The following is a 14,060-nucleotide window of genomic DNA, read 5'->3' on the forward strand; positions in this document are numbered from 1 at the left end:
AAATAAATTTGGGCATGTTGTTTTTATAGCATATATGGAAAGGAAACAATGTAAATGGAGGCAATACAAACAATCGAGGAAAAAGATGTAACAACAGTCATATTTCAATTCATATTCCCTTTTTCTTTTAAAACTGGATATGAACAAAATATGTTCCCTTTCTTACAGAAAAATGATTTTCACCCTTTTCGACTCGATCATCTTGAAAATGAAAATACATACTACGGAAAGTTTCAAGTTTCACATCAAAATATGGAAGCATATTATCTTTCATTTACAAATAAAATACTCTTCCCTCACTCAGAGCATCAAAAAGGATTGCAGCGCTATTCTAAAGACCTTAACTTAACTGGACATTTAACAACAAATCTTATTTCCGTTCCATTCACCATTCATTCTATTGACGTAACACTTTGTCCTTATGAGCTTGGCTTCTTAACAATTCGGACAGAAGTAGAAACCGATCCAAACATGACATTATCGGAAGCAATTGAATTCGCCGCCCGTTTCCGTGTACTTGAAACTAAAAATAATACAAACGAGACTATTTGTATTGAATGTAATGGAAAAAAGTATTCCCAAGTGGAAAGATTCATTTTTGGTTATTTATTTCATGGCGTAACAGATTTCTTTGAGAAGAAGAGATTAAGAAGCTCTTACTTTCAAACCTTTCCTTTCTTTGAAGACCAAAGAATGTACGTTCAAACTTTATTATCTATAAAAGAAGATATGGAACTAAGTGAAGTGGATGTTTATCGTACTTCCAGCCTTTCCGGGTTAACAAGTGATGGCAAGGCATATGTGAGTGCAAATAATCTACCTTATATTCATGATTATTTAAAACAACACGCTTACCAAAGATGGGCTCCGAATCGCTATTTCATTATGGAAGAACATATATTCACATGTGTAACAAATGAAGGAGAACGCGAAATTACTAAACTTGCAAGTCAAATGTATGGGGAGTTTTATTACGCTTTATTATTAAATCTATTTCATAAAATTGTTTTATTAAAAATGGCAAACGCTTATGCTGAACTAAACATTGAACAAGATACAAATGAAATAGAAAAATTAATTTACTCAATCAATTCGTTTACGGCGAATTACTTTTCTTTAGAGCTAGTATCCCAGTCACAAAGTGAAGATATTTTCTTCCGCTTAAGAAAGCTATTTAACATTGAGATACTTTACTCAAATGCAAAACAAAATCTTGATAGCTTGTTTAAATATCAAGAAAACGTCGCCGCTAAAAAAGATAGCCTTTTATTATTAATTTTAACGCTCTACTCTGTAGTAGGCCAAATGTTAGGGTTTACTATGATTGATCTGTTAAGAAACACCGATTCAAACAAAATATCATCCCCACTTGAATTTTTCGCACTTTTAATAGCAATTAGCGGCATCGTCATTTCACTTATTTTAGGTGCGCAAAGTTTATACCAATGGAGTATACAACATAAACGAAGAAACGCATGGGTAAAACAAACTGTACTTTCTGCTGTGAAAGAGAAATGTGATAAAAATTAAAAATGCGTGGTGCATTTCAGTGAGTGAAATTTATATCAGCGGTTTTTCGATTATATCAGCGCAACTCGAAATATATCGGCGCAACTCAAAATATATCAGCGATTTTTCAAATATATCGACTTACCGACAAAAACTGACAAAAAACACATCATAAAAAAGTACTCCAAAATAAAATTTGGAGTACTTTTTTACAATAATTTAGCTTACTTCCCTGCCTCGATTTTCTCTAATGCAGCAGCTACTTGTTCTTCTGTTAATTCATGTTGTATTACGTAGCGGTTACGTGGGCTTACACGACACTCATGAGAACATGCACGTAAATGTTTCGCTTCGTTTTCTTCAGAACATAAAATTTTCTTATTACATTCTGGATTTGCACAGTTTACATAGCGCTCACAAGGTTCACCTGTAAAGTGGTCTTTACCAACGATAACATGCTCTTTTTGGTTTACTGGTACAGAGATACGCTCATCGAATACGTAACATTGTCCGTCCCAAAGCTCACCTTGTACTTCTGGGTCTTTTCCGTACGTTACAATACCGCCATGAAGCTGTCCTACATCTTCGTAACCTTCACGAACTAACCAACCAGAGAACTTCTCACAACGAATTCCACCTGTACAGTACGTTAAAATCTTTTTGCCTTCAAGTGTTTCTTTGTTTTCTCGAATCCAATCTGGCAACTCACGGAATGATTCAATATCAGGTTTGATCGCGCCTTTGAAGTGACCTAGATCAAATTCATAATCATTTCGTGCATCAATGATAACTGTGTCTTCTTGTTTCATTGCCTCATAAAAATCTTTTGGCTCTAAATACTTACCAGTAATCTCTTTTGGATTAATGTCATCTTCTAGACGAAGTGTCACTAACTCTGGACGAGGACGTACGTGCATTTTCTTGAATGCATGCCCCTCTTCTTCATCTATTTTAAATACGATACCGTCAAAACGTGGATCATTGTTCATCGCTTCCATGTATTTCTCTGTTTGTTCTACAGTACCAGAACAAGTTCCGTTAATACCTTCTTTTGCTACAAGAATTCTACCTTTTAATTCAAGTGAATTACAAAATGCTAAATGCTCTGCAGCGAATTCTTCAGGGTTTTCAATTGTTGTGTACATGTAATATAGTAATACTCTGTATGGTTTTGTAGTTGCCAATGTATTTCTACCACCTATCTAATTTTTAAAATCATGTATAAGTTAACGTTCATATCAAAACATATATAATAAGAAAATGAATTCACATTTTCTTCTCTTTATACTATTTTCTATCAGTTAACAAAAATAAAAAACAAGATTACACATCAAAACACTATGGTTAAGTTGTAATCCCAATATATTATATATCATACAAATGCAATTCCATCAATTAATATACTGTATTATAGGCTTTATGTTCACATAAATTTCAAAAACAGCCCTTTAATTTATTATGTTTCCCCTCGTCAGCACACCATAAACTCCCAATTTCTCATAACACCACACCATCAATTGCATAAAGGCATATAATTTGCACTAAGGAAACATTTATGTTCAAATAAAAATATCACCAATACATTTAAATGTATTGAAATAAGCAATAAGAATACTTACAATAATTTCATCAAGTTAACATTTCAAAGGGGAAAACGAATATGAATAAAGATATATCAAAAGATGAACAAGTCCCTTCTCAAAGTACAACTGTTCAATCAGCGCATTTAGCATTAAGCGGACAAACGAAAGGTTTAAAAAGACTATTACCCTTTTTAGGTCCTGCTTTCATCGCTTCAGTCGCTTATATTGATCCTGGCAATTTCGCAACAAATATTGCCGCTGGATCACAATATGGATATTTATTACTCTGGGTAATTCTCGCTTCTAATTTAATGGCTGTATTAATCCAAACTTTATCAGCTAAATTAGGAATCGCTACAGGCAGAAACCTTCCTGAAATAGCTCGAGAAAACTTCCCAAAACCTGTTTCCATCGGCTTATGGATACAAGGTGAACTCGTTATTATGGCTACTGATTTAGCTGAGTTTATTGGGGCAGCACTCGGATTGTATTTATTATTCGGAATTCCGATGCTCCCTGCCGCTTTAATTACAGCAGTCGGTTCATTTATTATTCTTGAATTTCAACGTAGAGGCTTTCGTCCATTAGAAGCTATCATAACAGGAATGATTTTTATCGTTGTTATCGCTTTTGGTGTACAAGTCTTCTATGCAAAACCAGAATTAAGTCCTCTACTTTCAGGACTTTTCATTCCAAAATTCCAAGGTGTAGACAGTATATTACTTGCAGCCGGAATTTTAGGTGCGACAGTTATGCCACATGCAATCTATTTACATTCCGCCTTAACGCAGCGCCGCGTAGTCGGAACAAATGATGAACAAAAGAAAAAGATTTTCCGTTTCGAGTTTATTGATATTATTATCGCAATGGTTATCGCTGGAGCAATTAATGCAAGTATGTTAATTGTAGCAGCGGCACTATTCTTTAAAAACGGTTTACACGTTGAAGACCTTGACGTTGCTTTTAATCATTTTAGTAATTTAGTCGGTCCTGCATCCGCTGCGTTATTTGGAATTGGGCTCTTATCAGCAGGACTATCTAGCTCTTCTGTCGGTACAATGTCAGGCGATATAATCATGCAAGGTTTCATTCGAATGCATATTCCGTTATACTTACGCCGCTTTATTACAATGATTCCACCATTAGTTATTATCGCTTTAGGTGTAAATCCAACTTACGCTCTAGTCATGAGCCAAGTCGTCTTATCATTCGGTATTGCCTTTGCATTAGTACCACTCATTATGTTTACAAGCAGTAAAAAAATTATGGGTGCACTCGTTAACCACCGCATAACAACCTTTATCGCTTGGATTATTGCTGCACTTGTTATCATTTTAAATATTTTCTTACTGTATCAAACTTTTGTAGGGTAATAAGAAAAGGTATTCCAATAAGACGGGAATACCTTTTTTAGCGAAGTAATTCTCTTCTACTTACCACTTATGTATGTACCTCTTTTTGGCATCGTCGCACCTTTTTCAGTTCGAAAGTAAAGTGGTAATCCTTCCGAGAAAAATATACTCACCTTTGATGGATCCTGCCTTTGATGATGAATATGTAAATGCGGCTCACTTGAACTTCCTGAGTTACCGACCTGAGCAAGAAATTCTCCTTCATTTACATGTTGTCCTTCCTTCACCTTAATTGACCCTTTTTTTAAATGGGCAAGAATCAAAAAAGTCCCTGATTCATCTAGTCGTAAATAAATATGATTCCCCGCCATTGACTCAAAATCATCCTCTCCTGGAACTACATCTTTTTCATCATTATTGATAGATACAACTGTTCCAGAAGCTGGTGCCATTACTTCCGCTCCATATATTCCATAATCCTCTAACTTACTACTTTTTACTTCAGCAGGCGGAATAAGAATATCATATGCCCAGCGTTCATTTGGTTTTATAACATGATAGTTCGTTTCTAATCGATCACCGCCCCATCCCACTAATGCTCGTTCATTCAAAGGAAAACGAACTACTGCTTTAGGACTCATAGACTGTATATCTGCTGGGTAAGCAAGTCCACCTATGTTAGCGAACCATCCTAAGGGCCAAGCTCCAATTATAGAAAAAAGAACTATGAATAATAGTGTTCTATCTATTCGTTTTCTAAAAATGACTTTCCACAAAAATAGTAATACTGACCCTATCAAAATAACGATTGATACTATACTAAAGGCTTGTATACTCCACCAAACAATGACTGATATAACGCCTTTAGCTAAATAAACTACACTCCAACTTAAAATTAAAAACACAACTAAAATTACTAATACATATTTTTTCCACATGTTGTATCCCCACTCTCATATCTTTTTTCTATATGATACGAAGTGAACATTACGACATATAAAAGAAATACTTACGACTTTCTTACAATTCTTTATACTGTGGTAAAACGATAGTGAAAACAGTTTCTTTCTCGTTACTGCACACAGTGATCTCCCCTTTATGAAGCTCTGCTATACTTCTCGCAATTGCAAGTCCCATTCCTTTTCCACCCGTATGAGAGCTACGTGATTTTTCACCACGATAAAACTTCTCAAAAACGTAAGGAAGGTTCTCATTCGGAATACATTGTCCAAAATTTTTAATTTCTATTTCAACATTCATGTCTCTTTTAGAAATTTGAATCAAAATCTGTTTTCCGTCTTTCCCGTATATAATACTATTACTAATTACATTTTCGAACAGCCTTACCATAAGCGCTACATCCATTTCCACATGTAACTCCTTATCACCATTAATACAAAAGCTCATATCGGCATCATCTAGTTGTGGTACAAAATCAATCATGATTTGTTCAATGAACGCTTTCATATTTACTACACTTTTATGTAATTCGATCTCCCTATAATTTATTTGACAATATTCTAATAAATCATCTACTTGATTTTTTAATTCATAACTTTTTCGCTTTAATATACTTACATACTGTTCACATTCTTCTCTATTTGAATGAAGCTGATTTCCTAACAGGTCCGCGTAACCGATTAGAGATGTTACAGGTGTTCGTAAGTCATGAGAAATATTGCTAATCATTTCATTTTTCGTTTCCTGCGATTTTTTTTCATTTTCGATAGACTCTTTTAAACTTTTAGCCATTCTATTAACATTCATCGCCAATTCACCAATCTCGTCATTTTTTGAAATAGGTATATGTATTTCCAAATTACCATTACTTATTTCCTTCACGTTCTTATTAATTTCAAATAATCTTTTCATCATTGTTTTTGTCATGAATGCAAAATATGTTGTAGTAAAAATCAAAAAAACTATAAAATATAAAAATGAATATTTTTCTTCTAATGCAGTAACATGACTATATATATTTCCAATTAAAATTTGAAACACTATTATACTTACAGTTGCTAACAAAATGCTACATATGAATGCGATAAAAAACTTAGCTCTAATACCTTGTAATGATTTAATCTTCAATTTTATATCCGACTCCCCAAACATTTTGAATAAACTTCGGTTCTTTTGGATTCTCTTCAATTTTATTTCTTAATCTTGCAATATGAACCATTACTGTATTATTACTTTCATAGGCTCTTTCTTTCCAAACGCTCTCATATATTTCTTCAATAGTAAACACACGATTCTTTGCAGCTGCCATTAAGTACAAAATATCATATTCAGTTTTCGTAAGATTGATTGTTTCTCCATATAACATTACTGATCTCGACACTTCATCTATTCCTAACCCTCTAATGTTTATTTTCTTTTCTATTACTTGGACAGCATTTTGATTAAAATATGTATACCTTCTTAATTGAGCTTTCACTCTTGCTATAAATTCAATTGTACTGAACGGCTTCACAATATAATCATCTGCTCCAGTACTAAATCCTATTACCTTATCTACATCCGATGATTTTGCGCTTAAAAACATAATTGGTAAACTATGTTTCTCTCTAATTCTTCTACACAATTCTATCCCATCCATTTGTGGCATCATAATATCCAAAATAGCAAGTTGAATACTGTTATTATTTATTATTTCTAAAGCCTTTTCTCCATTATGAGCACTAAAAACTTTAAAACCTTCTTGCATTAAATTCACTTTCACAAATCGAATAATATCTTGATCATCATCTACAATTAAAATTGAGTTTTTCTCCATATACAAACCTCTTTTTGAAATATATTCCACAATCAATTTTATCATAAATCAAAACCGTACTTACCTCTTGAATAATCTTTATTTTCAGACTAAATTATATAATAACAACACATTCTAGTTTCAGAAGAAATGGAGTGACAGCATGTTTCCTATATTAAAAACCGACCGACTCATTTTACGAGAACTTACCGAAGAAGATGCACCGAGTGTACTACAATGCTTTTCTAACACTGACGTACTGCGCTATTATGGCCAAAAACCATTACAGGATGCTGATCAAGTGAAACAAGTCATTCATAACTTTAAGCTCAGTTACAATGCAAGAAGCGGTATAAAATGGGGAATTGAATTAAAAGACAAGAAAGAACTTATTGGAACAATTGGGTTTCATGATTGGTCTTCTGAGCATAAACGAGCCAATATAAGTTATGCCTTTCTCCCTGAACACTGGGGAAATGGATATGCGACTGAAGCGGTTTCTGACGTTATATCATACGGTTTCCACACACTTCATCTAAAACGGATCGGGGCAATTGTCTTTCTTGAAAATGAAGCTTCCAATAAAGTACTATTAAAATTAGGATTTGAAAAAGAAGGCGTTCTAAGAAATTATATGTATCAAGATGATATCCCATATGATACGAATTTTTATTCTTTATTAAAATCGGTTTAATAGAAATTATGTGTGAAAACTCGGTTCAGCATAATAATGCTCTTATACTGCTGGTGATCGAATGTTTTTACCTTCCTCTTCAATAATCATAGAACCTCTTTTTTAATATAAACACCCCTTTAGACTAAATTATCTAAAAGGCAAAGCTATACAACCTTTTATAAACATCGAGGCTTTCTTCAACATATCAAATCTTTTTTTATTATTAAGACCTAAATAGTAAAAAATCATAAAAAATAAAGGACGATACACATTATGCATGCATAATGTGTATCGTCCTTTTTATCTTATTCTTTCTTTACTCCTACACTTGTTCCAATAACAAACATTAAAATCCACATATTTTGTTTTCAAAACAAAAACACCTCCATTAAAATTGCATACTTAGTATGCGAATTCAGGAGATGTTTTTTCATGTACCACTATTCGGGTTCACTTCAAAAAGTAAGTTTTTTTATTTACTTCTTATCAATATAAGCATTCTTATAAGTATAAACGCCACCAAATTGATGCTTCTCAATCCCTTTTACATAATCCTTTTGTACGTATGCTGAGCCCATTTGATAAAGCGGCGCAACCGCAGCATCCTCTAATAAAATACGCTCGGCCTCTTGCAATGCTTCCCATCTTTTCTTCTGATCTAGTACTAAATCGCTTTTCGCTTTCTTTATTAATTCATCGTAGTGACGGTTAGAATAATTCATTTTATTATTCGGATTACCCGTCGTGAATAGTTCTAAATAACTAATTGGGTCTTTATAATCAGGTCCCCAATTTGCCATAGATATATCGTAATCCCCTGTTTGTTCTAACTGTAATTTTTGCTTAAATGGCTGTTGTTTAATTTGTATCGCGATTCCTTGCAAATGCTTTTCTAAGTCACCTTTTATATATTCCGCCATACGTATTGCATTATCTTGTTCATATGTTAAAAACTCGAGGTTTACTAGCTCTACTCCAAGCTCTTTTTTCGCTTCTTCCCAAATCTTTTTCGCATTTTGCAAATCATATGGAGAAAGATCTCCGTTTTCTTTTCTAAAATCTTTACCAGTCTCTTCATTTATATGACCAGCCGGTACAAGTCCACTTGCAGATTTTGCCCCGTTATTTATAAAGTGAGCAACGAAATCTTCTTTATTTAACGCTAATGAAATAGATTGACGCACCTTTTTATTTGCTAACACACTATTTTTCTCATTAAAACGTAGCATAGCGATTCCAGGATCGCTCGACATATGTAATTCCTTATTCCCTTTATACTTGTCTACAAATTGAGAATTAATAGATACCCGGTCTAAATCACCAGCTTCGTATAAATTAACAACCGTCATTGTATCCTTTACAATTTGAAAGTTTATCTCGTCTAATTTCACTTTCTTTTGATCCCAATATGTAGCATTCTTCTTTAATTGAAACTCTTGTTCATGCTTCCACTTCTCTAATACAAATGGCCCATTATATATGAGATTACTAGATTCCAATGCATAATTCTTTCCTTGCTCTTTCAAAAATGATTCATGCTGCGGTAAGTAAATCGGCAGTGCTAACAACTGTAAAAAATACGGAATTGGCTGTTCTAGTTCCACTTCTAACGTATAATCATTTATTGCTTTAACTCCAAGTTCATTAAGAGGCATTGTTCCCTTATTTATCTCTTTCGCATTTTTCATGTAAAAGAGCATGTAAGCATATTGAGACGCTGTTTCAGGATTAATTGCACGTTTCCATGCAAACATAAAATCATTTGCTGTTACACTGTCTCCATTTGACCATTTTGCATCTTTACGCAAATCAAATGTATATTTTTTACCATCTTCACTTCTTTTAAACGATTTTGCTACTGCTGGAATAGGCTGATCTTGATCATCTAATACATACAACCCTTCAAATATGTTTTGCATAACGTGTGCTGATGTACCATCCATCGTTTTCGCAGTATCAAGAGAAGGAATTTCTTCTGATACAGTTACATTTAATACTTGTTTTTTTGCCTCTGTGTCACTTTTATTCTCTTTATTATTACAAGCTGTTAATAATAAAGATGTAACAAGTGCCATTACCATTAAATGGCTCTTTTTTTGCTTCATGAGTTGTTCTCCTTAAGTATAAAATATTATAAAGCGTTATATATTATAGCAGAAATATGAACAGAAAGATGCGACATTCTTTTGAATATTTATTCGTTCAAGAAAAAAGCGATCCTTTTTAAAAAGGATCGCTTTCTCAAATACCTATCTTTGTAAACCTCGCTTATAACGACTAGCTTCAAATATAATACGCTCTTCATCTAACGTTTTGCATTCGCCATTCCAAACGACACGTTTTCCGTTAATAATAACATCACTTACATCTTTTCCACTAGCAGCATATACAAGGTGCGATAACACTTCATCTGCTGGTTGTAAATGCGGCTTATTAGATGGGTCAATCGTAATAAAATCAGCACATTTTCCGACCTCAAGTGATCCTGTTTGTTTCATTCCGATTACTTCAGCAGCTCCTTTAGTCGCAAGTGTAAGAGCTGTTTCAACTGGTAATGCTGTTGCATCTTGATGAATACCTTTTTGTAATAATGTTGCGATGCGCATTTCTTCAAACATGTCTAAATTATTGTTAGATGCCACACTATCTGTTGCAATTCCTACTTTCATTCCTGCTTCTAGCATCGCTTTTACATTTGCTATACCAGAACCTAGTTTTAAATTACTATTCGGGTTATGAGCTACTCGAACATCATGTTCTGCTAAAAATGCACGCTCATTTTCATTTAATACTACACCGTGTGCAATAACTGTTGGGCGTTTAAATAACCCGCAACTTGCTGCATATTCTACTGGACGTTTTCCGTACTGTGCTTCAATATCACGTACTTCACGCTCTGTTTCCGAAAGATGAATATGAACCATTGTCTGATTTTCTACTGCAATACGTGCGCATTCTTCTAATAGTTCTGTGGAACATGTATATGGACTATGCGGTGCAACCATCGTAGTTAACATGCCACTTTCGTTATAGTAACGCTTTACATATTTCTCAGCTTCTTCAATTGCTTTCTTTTCATCGTCTTTCGTTCCGAAGCTAAATAAAGTTCTTGAAACAGCAGCTCGCATTCCACTCCTTGATACCGTTTCCATAATGGCATCTTGATCTACTCCAATTGGATTAAACATGTCAGAGAATGATGTTGTACCACTTTTCACCATTTCAAGTAATCCTAATTCCGTACTAGCGACCGCAAGCTCTGGAGTAAACTGACTTTCAAGTGGCCAAATTCTCGTCTCCAGCCATGGTTGTAATAACATATCATCGCCAATACCTCTTAAGAGACTCATTACAACGTGTGTATGTGTATTTACAAGACCTGGTAAAACCCACTTTCCTTTCATATCAATTACTTCATTTACTTCAAAATCATTAGCGAATTTTCCTCTCTTTACATCTATAATTTGATCATTTTCTACAATGATATATCCATTTTCTATCACTTCTTTTTGCTCATTCATCGTTACGATTGTAGCGTTTACATAAGTTGTTTTCAAAAGTATTTCCCCTTTCAACTCTATGAAGTTCCCTTTAATAAGTTACCACCATTATAGTAACTTATTAAAGATTAAGAGTCAAAAGATAATTTCAATTCTTTCATTATCTTTTCCTTCAAAATGCTATATTGTTTTCCATTTGTATCCGCAAACGCTTCTTCCCGATTTGATTCCACATCCAAATAATTCAATTTTCCACTGAATTGAGTCTCTGTAAAATCAAACCTCTGTCCAGCTATACAGTTATAAAAGTGCCACTCCTCTCCAACTTTTGTCTTTTTGATTTTCCCTCCGTATATATCTTGAATAACTAGAGCCGTTACACCACACTGTCCCTTTACTGGATTTTCAAGAGTCCACTTTGAACTTGTTTCAATCGACCACGATTTTATTAGTTCTTCATATATTCTTTTTGCCTTTACATTATCCATTTTCAGCTTCTCCTACTATTAATTGTTTTACACATCATATTTCAAAAGAAGCAGTAAACGCTCCTTAAAAACCGTTGATGGTGTCTCTCCTATTAACTTCGCTCCCATCTTCAAGTAATATCCTTTTGCATTCGGATCACTATCAATTGTAAAGCTTTTTATTCCTAGTTCATTTGCTTACTCTATTACAAACTTCCACATTATTTTCCCATACCCCTTTCCTTTGTAACGAGGATGAATGTATAGGAAATCGAGAGCTTTATCGTTACGTAAAAATGAGAAAAACCCAATCTTCGTATTATCGTTTTCTAAAACATATACAAAATTATATTTTATGTACTCAACGGTAATTGTTAAATCTTCCTTACAAGCAAGTATGAATTCTTCACTATAGTTCCACGTTGCTTCTGAATGTAGTGCGAGTTCACTTAGTTCATCTGCTTCGCTTAATAACGCTTTTCTTATCTTCATGATCCTTTCTCCTCACCTTCAATATGTAAACTATTAAACTGATTCGAAAAAGTAATTTAAAAAACCTTTTATAATTCTTCATAATAGGTAACAATTTTTTAAAAGAAAAAGAACGCCATTCCTGAAAATTAGCGTTCTTTTTCTTTTAACCTTTATGGCATATTATATTAAAAATCATTTTTGTACTTCTAAACAGTTTCTACTACTGCTTCAATCATTGTTCCATTTTTAGCATAATTCGTATGCCAAGAAAAAGCTTTTTCTAAAACATGAGGCGTTTGTCCACCTCTTGTTTGTGCTTCTTCGTAATAAGCTCTTAGCTGGTCACGATACATTGGATGTGCGCAATTCTCAATAATTAGTTCCACTCTTTCTCTTGGCGCTAGTCCCCTTAAATCAGCATAGCCTTGTTCAGTAACGATAACATCTACATCGTGTTCCGTATGGTCTACATGCGAAACGAAAGGAACGATACTTGAAATGTTACCACCTTTTGCTATTGATTTAGTAACAAATATAGCTAGACGTGCATTTCTCGCAAAATCACCAGAACCACCAATACCATTCATCATCTTTGTACCTAAAACGTGAGTAGAGTTAACATTTCCGTATATATCTAATTCTAAAGCAGTATTAATCGAGATTAATCCAAGGCGACGAATGATTTCAGGATGATTAGAAATCTCTTGCGGGCGCATCATTAATTTATCACGATATTTTTCAAAGTTAGAAAATACTTGTTGCATTTTCTCTTCTGAAAGCGTGATGGAGCAGCAGGAAGCAAAATTAACTTTCCCAGCGTCCATTAGATCAAAGACCGCATCTTGTAAAACTTCAGAATACACTTCTAAATCTTCAAACTCAGAATCTAGCATGCCGTGCAATACTGCATTAGCAACTGAACCAATTCCCGATTGTAACGGTGCTAAACGCTTTGTTAATCGGCCTACTTTAACTTCTTCTTGAAGGAACTCTATTAAATGTTGTGCCATAATAACAGTTTCTTCATCTGGAGGAACAATTGTCGATGGTGAATCCAGTTGATTCGTAAACACAATTCCCTTCACTTTTTCAGCATCAATTGGGATACCGATTGTTCCAATTCGATCATCCGTTTTTACGAGCGGAATTGGAAGTCTTTCCCCTTGTTTACCTGGTTCATATAAATCATGCAGCCCTTCTAGTTGCATAGATTGAGCCATATTCATTTCAATAATAATGGACTTAGCATTTAAAGAGAACGCTAAGGAATTTCCAATTGAAGTGGTTGGAATAATCATTCCGTCTTCAGTAATCGCAACCGCTTCCAAAATAGCGAAATCTATATCCATAACGTCAGCACGAAGTAACTCTGCTGTATGAGATAAGTGCTGATCTACAAATAAAAAGTCTCCGTTATTAATTCCTTTTCGCATAGTAGCATCGGCTTGGAAAGGCAACCTTTTCCCTAAAATTCCTGCCTCAGCAAATAATTTATCTACATCCGAACCTAAGGAAGCCCCTGTATAAACATTTACTTTAAAAGATTTATCATTCTTAACTCGGTTTACAAGGGCAAACGGGACTGCTTTTACATCCCCAGCACGTGTAAATCCACTTAAACCCAAAGTCATTCCACTTTCAATCCATGAAGCTGCCTCTTCAGGTGTAACTACTCGATCCTTTAATCGTTGATCCCTAATTCTATCCAAATTATTCTCCATATGTAATCCCTCTCCCAATGAAT

General features: G+C 34.1%; 11 protein-coding genes and 1 pseudogene. 3 read left to right on the forward strand and 9 right to left on the reverse strand.

Annotated features, from left to right (window positions below):
• The first annotated feature begins 54 nt into the window (after window positions 1-54).
• On the forward strand, window positions 55-1,530 hold the full coding sequence (locus ACTFOB_RS14515; protein WP_440027339.1) for a hypothetical protein: 1,476 nt from the start codon (window positions 55-57) through the stop codon (window positions 1,528-1,530).
• A gap of 203 nt (window positions 1,531-1,733) precedes the next feature.
• Here the strand turns inward: ACTFOB_RS14515 and trhO are convergent, their stop codons facing one another.
• A complete protein-coding gene (gene trhO / locus ACTFOB_RS14520) occupies window positions 1,734-2,693 on the reverse strand; it encodes an oxygen-dependent tRNA uridine(34) hydroxylase TrhO (RefSeq protein WP_440027338.1) in 960 nt (319 codons plus the stop codon).
• 476 nt (window positions 2,694-3,169) lie between these two features.
• Here trhO and ACTFOB_RS14525 point away from each other — a divergent pair, with 476 nt between their 5' ends.
• On the forward strand, window positions 3,170-4,465 hold the full coding sequence (locus ACTFOB_RS14525; protein ID WP_440027337.1) for an Nramp family divalent metal transporter: 1,296 nt from the start codon (window positions 3,170-3,172) through the stop codon (window positions 4,463-4,465).
• Between the two features lie 56 nt (window positions 4,466-4,521).
• Here the strand turns inward: ACTFOB_RS14525 and ACTFOB_RS14530 are convergent, their stop codons facing one another.
• From ACTFOB_RS14530 to ACTFOB_RS14540, 3 genes are all read right to left on the reverse strand, one after another.
• Window positions 4,522-5,382, reverse strand: a complete 861-nt coding sequence (locus ACTFOB_RS14530) for a M23 family metallopeptidase (RefSeq protein WP_440027335.1) — start codon at window positions 5,380-5,382, stop codon at window positions 4,522-4,524.
• 82 nt (window positions 5,383-5,464) lie between these two features.
• Complete coding sequence (locus tag ACTFOB_RS14535) at window positions 5,465-6,532, reverse strand: sensor histidine kinase (protein WP_440027333.1); 1,068 nt, start codon at window positions 6,530-6,532, stop codon at window positions 5,465-5,467.
• A complete protein-coding gene (locus tag ACTFOB_RS14540) occupies window positions 6,522-7,220 on the reverse strand; it encodes a response regulator transcription factor (protein ID WP_440027330.1) in 699 nt (232 codons plus the stop codon). The genes ACTFOB_RS14535 and ACTFOB_RS14540 overlap by 11 nt, the downstream gene beginning before the upstream one ends.
• 142 nt (window positions 7,221-7,362) lie before the next feature.
• Between ACTFOB_RS14540 and ACTFOB_RS14545 the strand changes: the two genes are divergently transcribed.
• Window positions 7,363-7,893 (forward strand): GNAT family N-acetyltransferase, encoded by a 531-nt coding sequence (locus ACTFOB_RS14545; protein WP_440027328.1) that lies wholly within the window; start codon window positions 7,363-7,365, stop codon window positions 7,891-7,893.
• 458 nt (window positions 7,894-8,351) lie between these two features.
• Here ACTFOB_RS14545 and ACTFOB_RS14550 read toward each other — a convergent pair whose 3' ends face one another.
• From ACTFOB_RS14550 to ACTFOB_RS14570, 5 genes and pseudogenes are all read right to left on the reverse strand, one after another.
• A complete protein-coding gene (locus tag ACTFOB_RS14550; protein WP_440027327.1) occupies window positions 8,352-9,980 on the reverse strand; it encodes a peptide ABC transporter substrate-binding protein in 1,629 nt (542 codons plus the stop codon).
• Window positions 9,981-10,124: 144 nt separating this feature from the next.
• The gene (locus ACTFOB_RS14555; RefSeq protein WP_440027325.1) at window positions 10,125-11,450 is read right to left on the reverse strand and encodes a bifunctional S-methyl-5'-thioadenosine deaminase/S-adenosylhomocysteine deaminase; all 1,326 of its coding nucleotides are present in this window, start codon (window positions 11,448-11,450) and stop codon (window positions 10,125-10,127) included.
• 53 nt (window positions 11,451-11,503) lie between these two features.
• Window positions 11,504-11,863 carry a YunG family protein gene (locus ACTFOB_RS14560; protein WP_440027322.1) on the reverse strand — a complete coding sequence of 120 codons (360 nt, stop codon included), beginning with the start codon at window positions 11,861-11,863 and terminating at the stop codon, window positions 11,504-11,506.
• Between the two features lie 27 nt (window positions 11,864-11,890).
• Window positions 11,891-12,334 (reverse strand): annotated as a pseudogene (locus ACTFOB_RS14565) (GNAT family N-acetyltransferase).
• A gap of 188 nt (window positions 12,335-12,522) precedes the next feature.
• Window positions 12,523-14,037, reverse strand: coding sequence for an acetyl-CoA hydrolase/transferase family protein (locus ACTFOB_RS14570; RefSeq protein ID WP_440027320.1), 1,515 nt, complete (start codon window positions 14,035-14,037; stop codon window positions 12,523-12,525).
• Between the last annotated feature and the right edge of the window lie 23 nt (window positions 14,038-14,060).

The organism is Bacillus cereus group sp. MYBK79-1, from assembly GCF_051915365.1.
In the GTDB taxonomy this organism is placed as follows: domain Bacteria; phylum Bacillota; class Bacilli; order Bacillales; family Bacillaceae_G; genus Bacillus_A.